Annotated in this window: 13 protein-coding genes and 1 tRNA gene; 13 read left to right on the top strand and 1 reads right to left on the bottom strand. The window is 69.5% G+C overall.

All coding sequences use genetic code 11. The features are described from left to right. Positions 1–323 precede the first annotated feature (323 nt). The 11 genes from ACFWRV_RS33260 (at position 324) to ACFWRV_RS33210 (ending at position 14,536) form a co-directional block, all read left to right on the top strand. A complete protein-coding gene (locus ACFWRV_RS33260; RefSeq protein ID WP_384339636.1) occupies positions 324–1,220 on the top strand; it encodes an FAD binding domain-containing protein in 897 nt (298 codons plus the stop codon). Beyond that, positions 1,217–2,752 (top strand): 2Fe-2S iron-sulfur cluster-binding protein, encoded by a 1,536-nt coding sequence (locus ACFWRV_RS33255; RefSeq protein ID WP_384339635.1) that lies wholly within the window; start codon positions 1,217–1,219, stop codon positions 2,750–2,752. The genes ACFWRV_RS33260 and ACFWRV_RS33255 overlap by 4 nt, the downstream gene beginning before the upstream one ends. A 103-nt stretch (positions 2,753–2,855) precedes the next feature. After that, the gene (locus ACFWRV_RS33250) at positions 2,856–5,216 is read left to right on the top strand and encodes a xanthine dehydrogenase family protein molybdopterin-binding subunit (protein ID WP_384339634.1); all 2,361 of its coding nucleotides are present in this window, start codon (positions 2,856–2,858) and stop codon (positions 5,214–5,216) included. 217 nt (positions 5,217–5,433) lie between these two features. Beyond that, positions 5,434–5,886: a hypothetical protein gene (locus ACFWRV_RS33245; RefSeq protein ID WP_384339633.1), complete on the top strand. Its 453-nt coding sequence runs from the start codon at positions 5,434–5,436 to the stop codon at positions 5,884–5,886. Between the two features lie 72 nt (positions 5,887–5,958). Further along, a complete protein-coding gene (locus ACFWRV_RS33240; protein ID WP_384339632.1) occupies positions 5,959–7,374 on the top strand; it encodes a hypothetical protein in 1,416 nt (471 codons plus the stop codon). Positions 7,375–7,403: 29 nt separating this feature from the next. Beyond that, positions 7,404–8,780: a type VII secretion-associated serine protease mycosin gene (gene mycP, locus ACFWRV_RS33235; RefSeq protein WP_384339631.1), complete on the top strand. Its 1,377-nt coding sequence runs from the start codon at positions 7,404–7,406 to the stop codon at positions 8,778–8,780. A 584-nt stretch (positions 8,781–9,364) separates the two neighbouring features. Continuing rightward, on the top strand, positions 9,365–9,799 hold the full coding sequence (locus ACFWRV_RS33230) for a hypothetical protein (RefSeq protein ID WP_384339630.1): 435 nt from the start codon (positions 9,365–9,367) through the stop codon (positions 9,797–9,799). A 17-nt stretch (positions 9,800–9,816) separates the two neighbouring features. Further along, positions 9,817–12,159 (top strand): hypothetical protein, encoded by a 2,343-nt coding sequence (locus ACFWRV_RS33225; protein WP_384339629.1) that lies wholly within the window; start codon positions 9,817–9,819, stop codon positions 12,157–12,159. Between the two features lie 33 nt (positions 12,160–12,192). Further along, positions 12,193–12,876, top strand: a complete 684-nt coding sequence (locus ACFWRV_RS33220; RefSeq protein ID WP_384339628.1) for a hypothetical protein — start codon at positions 12,193–12,195, stop codon at positions 12,874–12,876. Between the two features lie 292 nt (positions 12,877–13,168). Further along, positions 13,169–13,708, top strand: a complete 540-nt coding sequence (locus tag ACFWRV_RS33215) for a hypothetical protein (protein WP_384339627.1) — start codon at positions 13,169–13,171, stop codon at positions 13,706–13,708. Positions 13,709–13,771: 63 nt separating this feature from the next. After that, positions 13,772–14,536: a hypothetical protein gene (locus tag ACFWRV_RS33210; protein WP_384339626.1), complete on the top strand. Its 765-nt coding sequence runs from the start codon at positions 13,772–13,774 to the stop codon at positions 14,534–14,536. Positions 14,537–14,604: 68 nt separating this feature from the next. Here ACFWRV_RS33210 and ACFWRV_RS33205 read toward each other — a convergent pair. Beyond that, positions 14,605–14,679, bottom strand: a tRNA-Cys gene (locus ACFWRV_RS33205). A 211-nt stretch (positions 14,680–14,890) separates the two neighbouring features. Here ACFWRV_RS33205 and ACFWRV_RS33200 point away from each other — a divergent pair. Together ACFWRV_RS33200 and ACFWRV_RS33195 are read left to right on the top strand one after the other, a co-directional pair. After that, a complete protein-coding gene (locus ACFWRV_RS33200) occupies positions 14,891–16,399 on the top strand; it encodes an MFS transporter (RefSeq protein ID WP_384339625.1) in 1,509 nt (502 codons plus the stop codon). Between the two features lie 344 nt (positions 16,400–16,743). Continuing rightward, positions 16,744–18,528: a DEAD/DEAH box helicase gene (locus tag ACFWRV_RS33195; protein ID WP_384339624.1), complete on the top strand. Its 1,785-nt coding sequence runs from the start codon at positions 16,744–16,746 to the stop codon at positions 18,526–18,528. The last annotated feature ends 138 nt before the right edge of the window (positions 18,529–18,666 follow it).

Genomic DNA, 18,666 nt, shown 5'->3' with positions numbered 1-18,666 from the left:
CTCCGGGACCGCTGCGGCCGACGCGCGTCCGGGGCCGGCCGCCCCGCCGACACACGCAGGAGCGAGGGCGCGATCCGGGTGCCCGGCGCAAGGGCGCGAACGGCATAAGCCGTACAAGCCTCGCTGAAGAGTGGCAATTCACCCTCCCCGCCGAAGACATGCGAAACCGGAACATCCCGCAGGTCAGGGACGGAACCGTCCTTCGCGGACCCTCACGCCGGTCCGATCGGAAGATGTGCCAGAGTTGCCACGTCCGGGCTGTGAACACGTACCGTACGGCGGAACAGGCCAGAGCGCCGGGACACCGGGAAGGGGCAGCTGGGTTGACCACGCACGCACCGCAGGCGATGCAGTCGGTGACGCTGCCGACCTCGTTGGACGAGGCCGTGGCGGCACTCGGCGCCATGCCCGCAGCCGTTCCGGTTGCCGGGGGCACGGACCTGATGGCAGCCGTCAACAAGGGGCTCCTGCGCCCCTCGGGCCTGGTCGGCCTCGGCCGGATCAGCGAGCTGCGCGGCTGGCACTACCAGGACGGCCACGCGCTCCTGGGCGCCGGACTCACCCACGCCCGCATGGGACGCCCCGACTTCGCCGCCCTCATCCCCGCCCTCGCCGCCTCCGCCCGCGCCGCCGGCCCGCCCCAGATCCGCAACGCGGGCACGCTCGGCGGCAACATCGTCACCTCCGCGCCCACCGGCGACGCCCTGCCGGTCCTGGCCGCGCTGGAGGCCGAGCTGGTCATCGCGGGCCCCGGCGGCGCCCGCCGCGAGATCCCCGTCTCCCACCTGCTGGCCGGCCGCGAACTGCTGGAGCCCGCGGAGCTGATCGGCTTCGTCCGCGTACCGCTGCTGCACGCCCCGCAGGTCTTCCTCAAGGCCACCGGCCGCACCGGCCCGGGCCGCGCCACCGCCTCGGTCGCCATCGTCCTGGACCCGGCCCGCCGGGGCGTGCGCTGTGCGGTCGGCGCCATCGCCCCGATGCCGCTGCGCCCGCTGGAGGCGGAGCAGTGGATCGCCTCGCTGATCGACTGGGACGGCGAGCGGGGCCTGGCCCCCGACGCGCTGGCCGCCTTCGGCGAGTACGTCGCCGCCGCCTGCATCCCGGACCACGCACCACCGGCCGACGGATCAGAGGCCCCGCCGCTGTCCCCGGCCGTCCTGCACCTGCGGCGCACCGTCGCCGCGCTCGCCCGACGCGCGCTGGGGAGGGCACTGTCGTGAGCAATGAGGAAGCCGCCAACCAACACGCCCAGCAGGGGCAGGGGCACTCCGAGGGCCCGGACCCCCGGTACGGCGGCTGGGAGCCGACACCGCAGGGCGACGGCTTCGACGCCGACGCCACCGCGGCCGACGCCACCGCGTTCGTCCACCTGTCGCCGGAGGACCTGGCGAACATCCCGCTGGCCGCGCCCGGCCAGGGGTACGTCCCCCCGATGATCCTGCCGCTGACCCCGGCCGCCGGTCTGGACCCGGCGGCGACGGGCAGCTGGGTGATCCAGACGCAGACCCAGCAGGCCGAGGCCGAGCAGCGCGCCCAGGAGGCCGCTGCCGCCGCCCAGGAGACCGGCGCGGTCCACTGGCCCGACCCGAACCAGCAGGGCGGCGTGCCCAGCGGCTACCAGGGCCCGTACCAGGACACCTCGCACGCCACGGCCCAGTGGAACTTCACCGAGGCTTTCGGCGAGACGCCGGGTCCGGACGCGACCGCCCCGGAGACCTCCCCGGCCGCCGGGGAGGCCGGTGCTCCCGGCCACACCGGACAGTGGACGATCCCGGTCGCGGAGGGGGATCTCCCGGATGAATCGGGCGAGTTCCTGGCCTCGGCGCACACCCCGCAGTGGTACGCGGACAGCGCCCGCCCGGCCACGCTGCCCGGCGGCGCGCCCGCCCCCTGGGCCACACCGGAACCGGAGGCCCACCCCGTACCCGTGACGGAGGAGGCCCCGGAAGCGGAACCGGTGACGGACGAGCCGGCAGCGCCACCCGAAGCCGGTCCCGAGGCCGATGCGAACGCATCCCCGGAAGGCGAAGCGGAACCGGGTGCGGAAACGGGAGCGAGCGCGGAAGCGGGCGCGGACGCGCGTCCGGAGGCGGAAGCCACCGCGGCCCCCGACCCCGACCTCGTCGCGGCCGCCGCCCCCGCCCTCCTCGACGTACCGAGCGAGCACCCCGCCGCGTCCTACCTCCTCCACGTCAACGGCATGGACCGCCCGGTCAGCGACGCCTGGATCGGCGAGTCCCTGCTCTACGTGCTCCGCGAGCGCCTCGGCCTCGCCGGGGCCAAGGACGGCTGCTCGCAGGGCGAGTGCGGCGCGTGCAACGTCCAGGTCGACGGCCGGCTGGTCGCCTCCTGCCTGGTCCCCGCGGCCACGGCGGCGGGCAGCGAGGTGCGTACGGTCGAGGGCCTGGCCGTCGACGGCGAACCCTCCGACGTCCAGCGCGCCCTGTCCGCCTGCGGAGCCGTCCAGTGCGGCTTCTGCATCCCCGGCATGGCGATGACCGTCCACGACCTGCTGGAGGGCAACCACGCCCCCAGCGAGCTGGAGACCCGCCAGGCGCTCTGCGGCAACCTCTGCCGCTGCTCCGGCTACCGGGGCGTGCTCGACGCGGTCGCGGACGTCGTCGCGGCCCGCGAGGCGAGCGCCGAGGCGGCCACGGCGGTCCCGGACGAAGCGCGCATCCCGCACCAGGCCGAGCCGGGCGCCGGCGGCGTGCAGCTGGGGCCCCACCCGCACGAGGGAGAGGCGCAGTGAGGCACGCCCGCGGCCCCGCCGTCCGACAGCAGCACCCGCACCACGCGAACCCAGGGCCCACCCCCCGCCGCCGCACCGGCGGGGCGAACGACAAGGAGGCGGCGTGAGCAGCGACGCGGCCACCGCGGCCAACGCGACCAGCACCAGCCTGCCCAGGATCGACGCCATCGGCGGCGGACCGGGCGCGGGCTCCGGCCCGGACCAGGAGCCGCCCCTGCTGGGCCTCGGCGCCTCACTGCCGGCCGCCGACGCCCGCGCGAAGACCGAGGGCACCTTCCCGTACGCCGCCGACCTCTGGGCCGAGGGCCTGCTGTGGGCCGCCGTGCTGCGCTCCCCGCACCCGCACGCGCGCATCCTGTCCATCGACACCTCGGGGGCCGAGGAGATGCCCGGGGTGCGCGCGGTCGTCACGCACGAGGACGTGCCGGGGGACAGCAACTACGGCCGCCATGTGGTGGACCGCCCGGTGTTCGCCTCCGACCTGGTCCGCCACCACGGCGAGCCGATCGCGGCGGTCGCGGCGGACCACCCGGACACCGCACGGCTGGCCGCCGCCGCCATCGCCGTACGGTACGAGGTGCTGGAGCCGGTCACGGACCCGGAGAAGGCGTTCGCCGCGGAGCCGCTGCACCCCGACGGCAACCTGATCCGCCACATCCCCCTGCGCTACGGCGACGCGGAGGCGTCGGGCGAGGTCGTGGTGGAGGGCCTGTACCGCATCGGCCGCCAGGACCCGGCCCCGATCGGCGCGGAGGCCGGCCTCGCCGTGCCCCGCCCGGACGGCGGCGTCGAGATCTACACCGCCTCCACCGACCCGCACACCGACCGCGACCTGATCGCGGCCTGTTTCGGCCTGGAGCCGGACCGGGTCAAGGTCGTCGTGACCGGGGTGCCCGGCGCGACCGGCGACCGCGAGGACCCGGGATTCCAGATCCCGCTGGGCCTGCTGGCGCTGCGCACCGGCTGCCCGGTGAAGCTGGCCGCGAGCCGCGAGGAGTCCTTCCTCGGCCACACCCACCGCCACCCCACGCTGCTGCGCTACCGCCACCACGCGGACGCGGAGGGCCGGCTGGTCAAGGTGGAGGCCCAGATCCTGCTGGACGCGGGCGCGTACGCCGACGCCTCCTCCGAATCCCTGGCCGCCGCCGTGGCCTTCGCCTGCGGCCCCTACGTCGTCCCGCACGCCTTCATCGAGGGCTGGGCGGTCCGCACGAACAACCCGCCGTCGGGCCACGTGCGCGGCGAGGGCGCGATGCAGGTCTGCGCGGCGTACGAGGGCCAGATGGACAAGCTGGCCGCGAAGCTGGGCATCGACCCGGCCGAACTGCGCCTGCGCAACACGCTCTCCACGGGCGACATCCTGCCCACGGGCCAGACGGTGACCTGCCCGGCCCCGGTGGCCGAACTGCTCCAGGCCGTACGCGACCACCCCCTCCCGTCCCTCCCCAAGGACGCCCCGGAGGACGACTGGCTGCTGCCGGGCGGCCCCGAGGGCGCGGGGGAGCCCGGGGCGGTGCGCCGGGGCGTGGGCTACGGCGTCGGCATGGTCCACATGCTCGGCGCCGAGGGCACGGACGAGGTCTCGACGGCCACGGTCCGGGTCCACGACGGCGTGGCCACGGTGATCTGCGCGGCGGTGGAGACGGGCCAGGGCTTCACCACCCTCGCCCGCCAGATCGTCCAGGAGGTCCTGGGCGTGGACGAGGTCCACGTGGCCGCGGTCGACACCGACCAGCCCCCGGCGGGCCCGGCGACGCACGGTCGCCACACCTGGGTGTCGGGCGGGGCGGTGGAGCGCGCGGCGAAGATGGTCCGCACCCAGCTCCTCCAGCCGCTGGCCCACAAGTTCGGCATGTCCACGGAGCTGCTCCAGATCGCCGACGGAAAGATCACCTCGTACGACGGCGTACTGTCCACCACCGTCACGGAGGCGTTGGACGGCAAGGAACTCTGGGCCACCGCCCAGTGCCGCCCCCACCCCACGGAACCGCTGGACGAGTCGGGCCAGGGCGACGCGTTCGTCGGCCTCGCGTTCTGCGCGGTACGGGCGGTGGTCGACGTCGACATCGAGCTCGGCTCCGTACGCGTCGTCGAGATGGCGGTCGCCCAGGACGTCGGCCGCGTCCTCAACCCCGCCCAGCTGGCGATCCGCATCGAGGCGGGCATCACGCAGGGCATCGGCGCGGCCCTCACGGAGAACCTCCGCACCGCGAAGGGCCTGATCCGCCACCCCGACCTGACCGGCTACGCGCTCCCGACCTCGCTGGACACCCCGGACATCCGCATCGTGAAACTGGTCGAGGAACGCGACGTGGTGGCCCCCTTCGGCGCGAAGCCGGCCTCGGCGGTCCCGGTCGTCACGGCCCCCGCCGCCGTAGCCTCCGCGGTCCGCTCCGCCACCGGCCGCCCGGTGAACCGACTCCCCATCAGACCTCAGGCGGCGGTGGCAACACCCAAGCCCTGACTGGCTCGTAACCGCCGTCGGGGCAGTGTGATGCGCATTGCACGTGCAATCAAAGGGTGCGAGCTGTCACCGATGCTGGCTACAGTGATCCTCGAAGCTGTACCAGCAGGACAACGGGGAGGGTGTTGTGGCGACGGGAGAGGGCTCCGAAGGGGCCGGCTCCTCCGGGGGGCTCTTCGGGGGATTCATTGAGGGCGCCGTCGCTGCGGCGCAGAGCATGGTGTCCGACCTTTACACGGAGCTGGAGTCCTTCACCAAGTTCCGTGACCGTATCGACGAGATACTGGTGGACCTGAAGGCTTCGCCGGCGGACGCCAAGAAGCTGGGCGAGATCTCCATCAAGGACAGCCAGTTCGGCGACGTGGCCTGGCCGGAGGCGAAGACCCTGTTCGCCTCGTACGAGAAGGTCGTCGGCGAGCTGGAGACCTTGTCGAAGCTGCTCTCGGACTCGATAGAGGGCATGAGCATCGCGGTCCTGGCGTCGCACAAGGGCTACGACAACATGGACCAGGACATCCGCGACCGCATGCTCGCCATCAAGGCAGACGCGGAGGAGCACTACCCAGGCAAGTACAACCCGGTTCCGGGCGGAGACAAGCCGGGCGCAAACGGCGAGAAGACGTCGCCCACGCCCCAGCCCTCGCCGACCGACGACACCGGGGGTGCCTGATGGCGGTAGGGCCGGCACGGCGATCATCGGTACGAACGGGGGAGTGAGATGGGTTCGACATCGTTTGAGGACATGTCGCACAAGCAGATGATCGCGTGGCTCGATCAGGCCAGCAGCACGGCTGTCCAGGGCGTGGCCGACCGTCTGTCGAGCGCGGCGAAAGAGATCTCGAAAATCGGCGAAGAGCTGAAGGTCCGTCCGCAGATCGTGAAGTGGAAGGGCGAGGGCGCCGATTCGTTCCGCACGTGGAGTGCGGATCTGGCCAACTCCACGCTGCGTCTGGGCGAGTTCAGCCGGGACGCGTCGAAGCGCCTGGGTGAAACCGCCACGGCGATCGCGCAGGCCAAGACGGCGGTACCTCGCCCCACGGGAGACCCTGAGGCGAGCCTCAAGGCGGCGGAGTCGGCGCGGAACGACCCGGACTCCGCGGGGCTGATCAAGAAGCTGAACGGGGAGCGGGAGGCTGTGGCGGCGGAGATGCGGAAGCTCTCCCAGACGTACACGCATTCGGTGTCCCAGCTCGACAAGCTGGAGCGGCCGACGTTTCCGCCGCCGCCGCAGGGTATTTCGCCGACTGCCACGGAGAGGGAGCGGGGATATGTCAACCGGCATCGCTCCGGCGGTGTGCCGACCGAGGGCGTTGCTGCGGGTGCCGTGCCCGGTGGAGTCGGTAGCGCATCGACGCTTGGGGACGGCCATGGAGTGACGGTGGGCGCGGACGCACCCTCCCTTACGCACGCGAGCATGTCTTCACCGGTGGTAGAGGCGGTGCAGCGGCCGGTGGACATGGAGATCGATAGTGTTGCGACGCTGCCGCCAGCACCATCGAATCCCGTGGTAGGCCCGACCCCGAATCCCGGCGTTAACAAGCCCGACGGGTTTATCACGGCGCCTGCTGTACTGCCACCTCCCTTCGTGGGTGGGCCTGGTCTGAAGCCGCCGACGACCGCCGGGGGCAGGACGACGGGCACGGTCCGTCCTCCCACGGCTTTGGGCACCGGCCCGCTGGCCCCGCCGATCCGAGACAGCGGAGTGACCGGTGGCCGCCCTGTGGCACAGACCACCGGGCGCCCAACGGGAGGTCTGCCGCGTGGCACGGTGATCGGAGGCGAAGGCACTCAGGCTGGCCGCGGAATGATGGGACACGGCGCCGGTGCCGGCATGGGAGGTGCCGGAGGCGGCAGCCGGAGCGGGGTCGTCGGTGACCGCCGACTAACGGGGCAGACCGGGGGCATGGTGGGCGGACGGCCGCCGCAGCAGACAGGAAGCGCTACCGGCCGCCCCTTTACGCCTGGGGGCACGGGGCTGGTGCGAGGGGCCGGATCGGGCGACGGCAGCCGTGCGGTCGGTCAGATGGGTCGTGGAGCCACTCCGCAACGAGCTGGGGATCCCCGGCGCAATGAGCGCGAGCGGCCGGACTACCTCGTCGAGGACGAGGACACCTGGCAGCAGGGCAGCCGACGGGTCGTCCCGCCGGTCATCGACTGAGCATCAAGAATCCAGAAAAAGGGAGTGGAATGCGTACCAGCAGTGCAGCCGTTGCCCGGCCAGGGGCCGTCCTGTCAGCCGTTGTGGCACTGCTCCTGGTAGGCGCTACCTCTGCACACGCTGATTCCGTTCGTTCCGATCAGTGGCATCTGGATGTGATGCGTGCCGAGCAGATGTGGAAGATCAGCACCGGTGAGAACGTCACTGTTGCAGTGATCGATTCAGGTGTGGATGCTTCGGTCCCTGATCTTCAGGGGCGTGTTCTCAAAGGAAAAGATCTGGCGACAGATTCTCCGGGGGACGAGAGTACGGACTACAACAATCATGGGACCGGGATCGCTGGTCTTATTGCTGGAACGGGCAACGCCGGCGGCAGGGACGGTGCTTTCGGCCTGGCCCCGGGATCCAAAATCCTCCCGATCCGGGTCAAGGACAGCGTGGGTAAAGTAAACGGCGCGACAGGAGATAAATATTTCAGCGATGACTTGTCGGCGGGGATTCGCTTCGCTGTGGATCAGGGCGCCAAGGTTATCAATATTTCTCTCGGTAATCACGTCGGGTCGCAACGGTTGACGGATTCTGTCAGTTATGCCCTGGATAAAGGGTCTCTGGTCTTCGCGGCAGCGGGGAACAGTGGAGATAAGGAAAACTCGATCGAGTATCCCGCCGGGACGCCGGGTGTTGTCGGCGTGGGGTCCGTCGGAAGGGATCTTCGAAGGGCCAAGTCCTCTCAGTACGGACCGCAGGTCGATCTCGCAGCTCCAGGCGTGGACACTGTTCACGCGTGTTCTGGAGGAACCCAGTTGTGTGAGAGCAGCGGTACCAGCGACGCAACGGCTCTCGCCTCCGCCTCCGCCGCCCTTATCTGGTCCAAGTACCCGGACTGGACGAACCATCAGGTCCTGCGGGTCATGCTCAACACTGCGGGCGGTCCCGTCAGTGGCAAGGAGCGGTCCGACGGGATTGGCTACGGGATCGTTCGTCCGCGTATTGCGCTCACGACGCCAGGAGACCCCGGGCCCGCGGATGTGTACCCGCTGCCGGATCTCGCCGCAGCGGAGTCCAAGTCGCCCTCGCCGCAGCCGTCCAAGGCTGCGGATGGTGCCCGCGAAACCAAGGAACCGGCTGCTGCGGCTGCGGGCGAGGGCGGCAACACTGGGCTCTGGCTCGGCCTTGGCGCCGGCGCGGCAGTTGTAGTGGTCGGCGTCGCCACTGCGCTGGTGGTCCGTTCCCGTCGGCGGGAGGCTGTTGCCGCACAGGCTCCGCCGGCGTGGCAACAGCAGCCGTATCCGCCCCAACAGCATGCGCAGCCCCCGTACTCTCCCTACGGTCCACCGCCGAACAACTCCTACCCCGACGTCCCCTACGGAGCCCCTCCCAACCGAGGTCCTGGCTCCGTCGGCTGAGGGGCGTCCCAGGCCTGTGTGCGGCGCGATGACAAGTGATGAGATACGCGGTACTGGCGGGGTGTCCGCGCCCGTGGGAACGGTCTGCATCTTCACCTCCCTGTCCTGAAGTCTCGTCTGCTACCGACGGCCTCAATGAACCACGATCCCCTGCCGCGTGCCTCCGCTCCGGTACGCCCTATGGGGCTCTACCTGATCAAGGTCGCGGCTCCACCGGCTGAGTGTACGAAAAGGCGCATATTGCGCTGCTCCGCAGCAGCCGCGCGATGGCGAAATTCGCACCATTTAGTTGGCTGAAGCGAAGTCTTTTGTCTGCATTAATGCAGCTTCTGCAGGTAGTCCCCAGCCTGCTCTTCCTGGGGTTCAGGGTCAGCATGCCTTGCGGGTGCTAGTTGGCGGGGAGTGGGGAGGCTCGCAGGAAGGAACATAAGTCGGGAGGCGGGGACGTCCCTTGCCGTGTGATGGAGTTGCGGAGACCGCATGGTCCGGGGCGGTCTGATTGATGCCAGGCGGCTAGCATGAGCGTCCTCGTCGGGTGAAGTCGCCAAGGTTCAGGGGACTTCACGAGTGACCACAGGGGAATCATGACATTCGACGCAGAATGGTCAGCGCTTCGCGCCGAATCGGCCCAGAGGGTTGACATGCGCCTCAACGGCGCACCTGCTGAGCCAGGAAGCCCGAAGGGCCCGTCCCGGGCTGACCTTGCCGTGAACGATGACGACATGGGTGCGATCGGGCATGACGCGTACGAGCTGCGCACGCGGCTGTCGAAGGACGGCGACCACGCCCGGCCCACGACCTTCGACGCGGCCATCGCGCTCACCAACGGCAACTTCGTCAGTGGGTCCGGGCTGTTGAAGGTTCACGACCGCTGGCAGACACATACCAAGACGCTCCTCGACGCCTGCGCGCAGATCTCGAACCACCTTGACTACTCCAAGGCCGCTCATCACAAGGACGACGTTCAGATCGTCGGCGATCTGATCCGTGTCTCGAAGCTCAACGAGTATCTGAAGTAAGTCACGGGGGAGTTGGCGTGCTGAAGTACGAGGACATCATCGACGCACCGCTCGGCAAGCTGAAGGAAGCCGTCGACGACTGGTCGGAGATGGTCACCAAGCTGCAACGCCTGGCCGAGGTGGCCAATGATGGTATGAAGGTCAAGGCGGACAAGGCCGAGTGGGAAGGCGTGAACGCCGGCATCACCAAAGGGTTCATCGGTAAGACCGCCAAAGAGTTCAAGGATGCGGTCGCCGAGGCCAAAGGTGTCAAGCTCGTCCTGGAGGACGCGCACACGGCCTTCAAGAAGGCCAAGGACGACTTGGTGAACATCCGCGACGTCGACGGGCGCGAGGCGGGCATCCATGTGGATTCCAAGGGAAAGGTCACGCCGCGGAAGCCGCTGGAGGAGCAAGGCGCGGGAGTGCGGAACGATCCTGATTATCCCGAAGCGCTTCGCAAGCAGAAGGAAGCCGTCGAGGGTTGGCAGAAGAAGATCGACTTGATCGTCGACAACTGCAATGACACCGATGTCGCTTTCAAGAATGCCCTTGAGGCCAATGTCACCGAGGGCAAGGACTTCAGCAGTCCGAAGTACAAGAATCTGGACCAGGAAGAGGCGGCCCGCGCTGTTGCCCTGGCCGCAAAGGGTCGCGACCTCACGGATGCCCAACTCCAGGAGCTCAACGAGCTGCTGCGCGACAACGGCAGGTCGGCGGAGTTCGCCAAGAACTTCTACGAGAAGCTCGGCCCGGAGAAGGCCCTCGCATTCTTCGGCCAGCTCTCCACGGACACCAACGACTACGCCAAGGTCGACAAGGAGCGGCTGGCAGAGGTCCAGGCGCTCCAGCGCAACCTCGGCCTGAACCTGGCCACCGCCTCGCATGACAAGGCGTTCACCGCGGAGTGGGGGCCGGAGCTCCGCAAGATGGGTACCCAGCAGATTCCGCTGTCCAAATACGATACCGGCAGCGCTCCATACGGCTATCAGCTGCTCGGCGGCATCATGCGGTACGGGAACTATGACGCGAAGTTCCTCAACCCGATCGCCGAGCACGTGGCGCAGCTGCACCAGCAGGATCCTTACCGGTTCGCCGGCAACAAGCAGGTGAACGGCTTTCTGGAGAATCCGTTCAACCCCTCGGGTAAGAACGGGTCCGGATACGACCCCACCACAGCCATGCTGGAGGCGCTGGGGAACAGCCCGGACGCCGCGAAGAAGTTCTTCACCGATGACCCGACGGCCTACAACGAGGACGGCACGGTCAACCGAGGCGCCACGGCCGACCTCGGCAAGAAAGATGACGAGGCCATCGACAACTACCTCGATTTCTTCGGGAACGAGAAGTGGGAGTCGTTCCCGGACGCCAACTCCACCGATCCGGACAAATTGGCACCCACCCTCCAGTACATGCCGGACGCGCTGGGCCATGCCCTGGAGGCGGCGACTCTGGGCTACCCGGCGGGCGAGCCGGACGCGCGCGTGCAGCGGGACGCCGACAACGCCGCGGTCATGCAGAAGGTCATGGAGAAGTACGGGGCGGACGCGGGCCTGCTCAAGCACCAGGAGGGCTTGGCGGACAGCATGGGCGTTATGGGTGCGGGATACATCGACGACATCAACTGGGCTTTGGACAAGGGCGATGCAGAGAGTATCTTCGCCCCCACCACGAACACCGAAGGGCATATTCCCTTCGGTGTTGACGGGGAGCAGGGGCGGGCGGACGCTCGCCAATTCCTCAGCGCTCTCGGTCAGCATCCGGACGCCTACGCCACCCTTTCGACCGCGGAGCAGGCGTACACGAGAAGCGTTCTGGAGACGCACGTGGGTCCCGACGGAATCGACTCGGACGCCGCACGTACGACCGTTCGGGTTGGAGCCGAGATGCAGGGCATGCTCGACCAGTCCAGGGCTGACCAGGTCCAGGCGGATCACATGAAGACGCATGAGGATTACGAGAAGGCGGTAGCCAAGCGCGCGGGCTGGGTGGAGTTCGGTGCGGGAGTGGGAATCGCGGCCGGTGTCGCGTTCCTGCCGGCGACGGCTGCGGTGGGTGCGGCCGCCGTACTGATCCCTCTGGCGACCGATACGGCCGGCGGTGCTGCGGAGCAGCTCATCGGCCAGGTCGTCGGGGACGTCTCGGACAACTCGGTCGACAAGAGCAAGGAGAAGGCGGAGCAGCTCACCGACGAGGAATGGGACAGGATCTATCGCTCGGGTGAATCCATGGCGGAGGCCCCGATGGAGGGATTCCTTGCTCTCCATGCGACCGAGGAAGACACAAAGCTCCGAGAGGACCTGAAGCAAGCGATGCTCCTGGGCTACGGGGTCGGTAATGCCCGGGAGAACCAGCAGGGTGTGAACCCGGAGACGGGCTGAGGCTGCCCCCGGGCCGCGGTGAAAGGTATGGCTGTGAAACGGAACGGAAAGACGCTGATCGCTGGCCTGCTCGTGGCCGTCTGTGCTACCGCATGCTCATCGGGCTCGGAGCCTCAATCGCCGTATGTCAATGCGGCGGAGGTGTGCGAGGGGGTGTTCGCGGGTGACCTGGAGGAGACGGTGGAGACCGTGACGGGCGCGACGTCCTTCAAACGTCGAGCGGGCGATGGCATGGATCGGCTGATCGAGACGATCGAGAAGGAGTACGCCACCGGTCGTAGCTGGTCGCCGGGGGGAGATCTCTGCGAGATGGCCGCCAAGGGAAGTCACAGTACTGATGAGACGACCTTGCGTTTCCACATATACGCTCCGCAAGACGTCAATTACCCAGGGAGCGCTAAAGGGGAGCGACGGTTCTCGTTGGGTAAGGAAGCGGTGGCCAACGTCCGCTCGGCCGGCATCTATTTCGAATGCGTCAGCCCGCGACTTGATGGCTCGAAGAACCGCCCGGCGCGGATCTACGGAGGATTGAGCGAAGCCCACGACCGAGATGATGCTCTGGAGAACTTGATGGACAACCTCGAAATTATCCACTCCGCGTCTTTGGCGGTGGCCGAGAAGCTGGAGTGCGAGGGCGACGCCGGTCTCCCCAAGAAGCTGGACCGGGGGCTGCGGCAGCTTCCGCCCGTCAGCCGCCCGGCAGAGATCGACTCCTGATGACGATGTCGCACAGGATGGACCGGTTGACGGCCATTGCGATTCAGGCCATCGGCGGTCTTAGCTGGGAAGAGTCCAGGAGCGGAGCTCCGGTGGGAGCTGTCGCAGACATGGATTGTGTGAAGCCCCCTGTTGTTCCTTCCGCGGTGGCGGCATCCGCATGAGCGGAACTTCCAGCCGTAGCCGCCTCGGTCTCGCGTGCGCGGTCCTCGTCTTGTCCTTGGCGGCAGGGGCTGTCGGTTGCACGGACGGTGGCAGCCCCGACGCGACGCATGAGCGGTCCACCGGTCCGATGGAACTGTGCGGTGGCACTGCCGTCTCCGCCGAGGCGGCCGAATCACTGAAGGTGATCACGGGGTCCTCCCGGTTCGAGGAGTCGGACGAGAAGTCCACCGTCGCGCATGCCACGAAGTTGTTGAGCCAGGAGTTCACCTCGTCCATCACCGGTGATGGGGACATCTGCCAGGTGTTCGCGATCGACGCCGCCCTGAGTGATCGGCTGGAGGTGACCTGGGAGCTGACCGGCGGCCCGCCGGAGGGTGAACCTGCTCCGGAGTTCAGGGTGCTTCCGATGGGGGAGCAGGCATTGGCCGCTCCGGACGCCGGTGTTGTCCGGTTCGCCTGCCGGAGCGAGAAGCTGCCGGGCTCCGCACCGGCTCACGTCAGACTCGGTGTGGAGCGCTGGTCGCCCAAGGAACCCGAGGGCGATCCGGAGAAGTTGAAGGACGCCTACGCGACAGTGGCTCATTCCTTCGCCCTGGCCATGGCGAAGGAACTGCGCTGCGAGAACGATGGCGGCTTGGAGGCGCGGCCCTCACTCGACCCCGCGTGACGCGCGCAACAGCTCTGGGCCCCTGGCCGGTACCGTGACCGTTGACCAGGGGGAGGTGCCGGTGTGATTTCCGAGCCGGAGTTGGTGGGGGAGGACGGGCCGGGCTCGTCCCGGGACGTGGTGAGCGGGTTTGACCGGGAGCCCGCGACCGGGCGGCGTCGGGGGCACCGGCTGCTCTGGGGTGTCACCGGAGCGCTGGTGGCGTCGGCGGTGTGGGCTTCGGCGGTCTTCGCGTACGGGATCGGCGGCGACGAGAAGCCGGACCCTCGTGGCTACCGGGTGGAGTCGGACACCTGCGCCTCGATCGAGCTGAAGGCGCTCACCGAGGTGGTGGGGGAGCCGGAGGAGAATCCGGCTACCGAATTGGACGGGATCGAGCATCCCGCCCTCCACCGGATCAGATGCACCATCACCTTCGGCTCGTCGGAAGTCACGGCAGTGGCCGGTGAGAACGGGGGTGCCTGGACGACGAGCTACCAGGCGTCCGTCACGGCCGAGCTGCACAAGGAGACCGACCCGCGCCCCGAGTTCGAGGCGAGCAGCACGCTGACGGAGATCGACGGCATGGGTGTGACGCAGGTGGAGCGCGTCCCGGACCTCGGGGACCTGGCCTATCTGCTGGTCATGGACGACAACGTGATGCAGGTGAAGGTGGTCGACGGCGGCGCCGTCGTGACGCTCACCCTGTCCGCCTGGATGAACTACGAAGCGGAGGACGGTGAGGAGAAGATGCCGGACGACGCGCCGGAGGGCCCCGAGCTGCTCGGGTACCGGGGCCATCTGATCAGCGACGTGGGCGATGTGATGAAGGCGCTGAAGACGGACTGAGCGCCGACCGCCGTACGCCCGCACGGAAGTGGCCGCCCCCGGCTGCGGGGACGGCCACTTCCGTGTTCTGGAGACCGTGACCGGAATCGAACCGGTGTAACTCGAGTTGCAGTCGAGCCCCTGAGCCTCTCGGGCACACGGTCGGGGTGGTGCGGTCGTGCGTTTCCTGTGCTCTGTTCTGCTCTGTCCACGACGCTACGGGGCGCCGTCCGTCGGCTCAAGGAATCCGGCCGGGCCGCAACGCGACTGCCATACGCCGTTCACACCCGGGGCTCCGGACCTACGACCAAGGGCCGAGCCCGGGACGGCACATCGACAGGGTCCAAACCGCTTCATGCCCCTTACGCTGAGGCCATGACCGCCCTCGAACCGCGTGACGGCACCGATGCCGCGCGCCTCACGCCGACCGCGACCGACGATCACTCCCCGGACCCGTTGTCCGATATTCCCCTCGCGGCCGTCGAGGGCGTTCTCGGGCGTACCTACCGGGCGCTGAGCATCGGCATCGTCTCCGTGGTGTTCCTCATCGCGTTCGAGGCCACGGCGGTCGGTACCGCCATGCCGGTCGCCGCCCGTGAGCTGAACGGGATTCCGCTCTACGCGTTCGCCTTCTCCGCGTACTTCACCACCAGCCTCTTCGCCATGGTCCTCTCCGGGCAGTGGGCCGACCGGCGCGGGCCGCTGCAGCCGCTCGCCACCGGGATCACCGCGTTCGGCGTCGGCCTGCTGCTCTCCGGGGCGGCCACCAGCATGTGGATCTTCATCGCGGGCCGGGCCGTCCAAGGGCTCGGCGGCGGGCTGGTGATCGTCGCGCTGTATGTGGTCATCGGCCGGGCCTACCCCGAGCACATCCGGCCCGCGATCCTGGCCGCCTTCGCCGCGAGCTGGGTGATCCCCTCCGTCGTGGGGCCGCTCGCCTCCGGGACGGTGACCGAGCAGCTCGGGTGGCGCTGGGTGTTCGTCGGCATCCCGGTGCTCATCGTGATTCCGCTCGCCCTGGCCCTCCCGGCGATCCGGCGGACCGCCTCCGGGCCCGCGGGCCCGGCCGCCGCCACCGAGCCGTACGACCGCCGCCGGATCCGGCTCGCGCTGGGGATCTCGGCGGGGGCGGGGCTGCTTCAGTACGCGGGGCAGGAGCTGAACTGGCTTGCCCTCCTGCCCGCCGCCGTCGGCGTCGCCCTGCTGGTGCCCGCCGTCCGCGGACTGCTGCCCACCGGGACCGTACGGGCGGGGCGCGGGCTGCCCTCGGTGGTCCTGCTGCGCGGGATCGCCGCCGGGTCGTTCATCGCCGCCGAGTCCTTCGTACCGCTGATGCTGGTCACCCAGCGCGGGCTGTCCCCGACGATGGCCGGGCTCTCGCTGGCCGTGGGCGGGGCGACCTGGGCGCTCGGTTCGTTCGTCCAGTCCCGGCCCCGTATGGAGGCTCACCGGGAGCGCCTGATGGTGACCGGCATGGTGCTGGTCGCCGCCTCGATCGCCGCCGCGCCCTCCGTGCTGATCGAGGGGGTCCCGGTCTGGATCGTCGCCGTCGCCTGGGCCTTCGGCTGCTTCGGCATGGGCATGGTGATCGCCTCCACCAGCGTGCTGCTGCTGAAGCTGTCCGCCCCCGAGGAGGCGGGCTCCAACTCCGCCGCGCTCCAGATCTCCGACGGCCTCTCCAACGTGCTGCTGCTGGCCATCGGCGGCGCGGCCTTCGCGGCCCTCGGCGGCGAGGCCCTCGGCGCGGCCGCGCACGGGGCGGTGCAGGCCGGCGCCACCGGCTCGCACCCGGGCGCGTTCGCCGCCGTGTTCCTGCCGATGGCGGGGGTGGCGCTGGTGGGGGTGTGGGTGGCGACCCGGGTCCTCGTACGGGAGAAGGAGTGAAGGAGCAGCGGTACCGCGTGTGACCACGCGGTACCTGGTGTTCCTCCACACGAACGGCATCCGCTCGATGTGGGCTTCGATGTCGACGGAGCGGAGTGGTTCGTGCCGGCGGTGCGCCAAGGCGCCCTCGAACATGCCCGAGATCGCTGAGCAACTGCCGGTGTGCGCCCGGTAGCCGCAGCTGTGAAGAGGGTCTCAACGGGCTCGAACCGCGACTCGTTCGTACCGGGTTTCAACCGGGCCACCGGTAGGGTGGCCCGGTTGTCGTATCGCGGGCCGGGCCGTTCGGAACGGGTCCGGTGCGGACAGCACCCCACGTACCCGAGAGCCCCGAACCGGAGACCGTGACTACTACCACCGCCTCCCACCACCTCTCACCCGCCTTTCCCGGCCGCGCCCCCTGGGGCACCGCCGGGAAGCTGCGAGCCTGGCAGCAGGGGGCCATGGAGAGGTACATCCAGGAGCAGCCCCGCGACTTCCTCGCCGTCGCGACGCCCGGCGCCGGCAAGACCACGTTCGCGCTGACCCTCGCGTCGTGGCTGCTGCACCACCATGTCGTGCAGCAGATCACCGTCGTCGCCCCGACCGAGCACCTCAAGAAGCAGTGGGCGGAGGCGGCCGCGCGGATAGGGATCAAGCTCGACCCCGACTACAGCGCCGGACCGCTGAGCAAGGAGTACCACGGGGTCGCCGTGACGTACGCCGGTGTCGGCGTCCGCCCGATGCTGCACCGCAACCGCTGCGAGCAGCGCAAGACGCTCGTCATCCTCGACGAGATCCACCACGCCGGTGACTCGAAGTCCTGGGGCGAGGCCTGCCAGGAGGCGTTCGACCCGGCGACCCGGCGGCTCGCGCTGACCGGTACGCCGTTCCGGTCGGACACCAACCCGATCCCGTTCGTCGCGTACGAGGAGGGCAACGACGGCATCCGCCGCTCCTCCGCCGACTACACCTACGGCTACGGCAACGCGCTCGCCGACGGCGTCGTCCGCCCGGTCATCTTCCTCAGCTACAGCGGCAACATGCGCTGGCGCACCAAGGCCGGCGACGAGATCGCCGCCCGGCTCGGCGAGCCGATGACCAAGGACGCCATCGGGCAGGCCTGGCGCACCGCGCTGGCGCCCACCGGCGAGTGGATCCCCAACGTGCTCTCCGCCGCCGACAAGCGGCTCACCGAGGTCCGCAAGGGCATCCCCGACGCGGGGGGCCTCGTCATCGCGACCGACCAGGAGTCGGCCCGCGCGTACGCCAAGATCCTCAAGAAGGTCACCGGCGAGACGCCGACCGTGGTCCTCTCCGACGAGAAGGCCGCCTCCAAGAAGATCGACAAGTTCAGCGCGGACGAGTCGCGCTGGATGGTCGCGGTGCGGATGGTGTCGGAAGGCGTCGACGTGCCGCGGCTCGCCGTCGGCGTGTACGCGACCACCATCTCCACGCCTCTCTTCTTCGCCCAGGCCGTCGGCCGCTTCGTGCGCTCCCGCAGGCGCGGCGAGACGGCCTCCGTCTTCGTACCGACGATCCCGATGCTCCTCGACTTCGCCAACGAGATGGAGGTCGAGCGCGACCACGTGCTCGACAAGCCGAAGAAGGGCAGCGACGAGGAGAACCCGTTCTCCGAGGAGGACAAGCTCCTCGCGGACGCGGAGAAGCTGGAGGACGAGGAGACCGAGGAGCAGCTTCCCTTCGAGGCGCTGGAGTCCGACGCCGTCTTCGACCGGGTGCTCTACGACGGCGCCGAGTTCGGCATGCAGGCCCACCCCGGCTCCGAGGAGGAGCAGGACTACCTCGGCATCCCCGGGCTCCTGGAGCCGGACCAGGTCCAGCTGCTCCTCCAGAAGCGGCAGACCCGGCAGATCGCGCACAGCCGCCAGAGGCCGGCCGAGGAGGCCGACCTCCTGGAGAAGCCGGCCGACGCCCGGCCCGTCGTCACCCACAAGCAGCTGCTGAGCCTGCGCAAGCAGCTCAACACGATGGTCTCCGCCTACACCCACCAGAGCGGCAAGCCCCACGGTGTGATCCACAACGAACTGCGCCGCGTCTGCGGCGGGCCGCCGAGCGCGGAGGCGACGGCCCACCAGATCCAGACGCGCATCGTGAAGGTCCAGGAGTGGGCGACCCGGATGACGTGATCCCGGATCCCGGTGGCGTTACGGCTTCGTGGGGGCGGCCCGGGGGGTTGGGGCCAGAGAGGGGCCCCGCCGGATGGGGGGGGGGGGGGGGCGCCCGCGCGGGCGGGGGGGGGGTGGGGGGCCCGCGGGGCCCCCCGC

The sequence above is a fragment of the Streptomyces sp. NPDC058576 genome (assembly GCF_042718715.1).
Taxonomy (GTDB): Bacteria; Actinomycetota; Actinomycetes; order Streptomycetales; family Streptomycetaceae; genus Streptomyces.
This window is presented reverse-complemented; position numbering and strand designations above follow the sequence as displayed.

Coding starts and splice junctions, on each gene's coding strand:
- ACFWRV_RS33215 (WP_384339627.1), top strand. CDS start 13,169: ATGGAACTGTGCGGTGGCACTGCCGTCTCCGCCGAGGCGGCCGAATCA.
- ACFWRV_RS33240 (WP_384339632.1), top strand. CDS start 5,959: ATGTCGCACAAGCAGATGATCGCGTGGCTCGATCAGGCCAGCAGCACG.
- ACFWRV_RS33200 (WP_384339625.1), top strand. CDS start 14,891: ATGACCGCCCTCGAACCGCGTGACGGCACCGATGCCGCGCGCCTCACG.
- ACFWRV_RS33245 (WP_384339633.1), top strand. CDS start 5,434: ATGGTGTCCGACCTTTACACGGAGCTGGAGTCCTTCACCAAGTTCCGT.
- ACFWRV_RS33230 (WP_384339630.1), top strand. CDS start 9,365: ATGACATTCGACGCAGAATGGTCAGCGCTTCGCGCCGAATCGGCCCAG.
- mycP (WP_384339631.1), top strand. CDS start 7,404: ATGCGTACCAGCAGTGCAGCCGTTGCCCGGCCAGGGGCCGTCCTGTCA.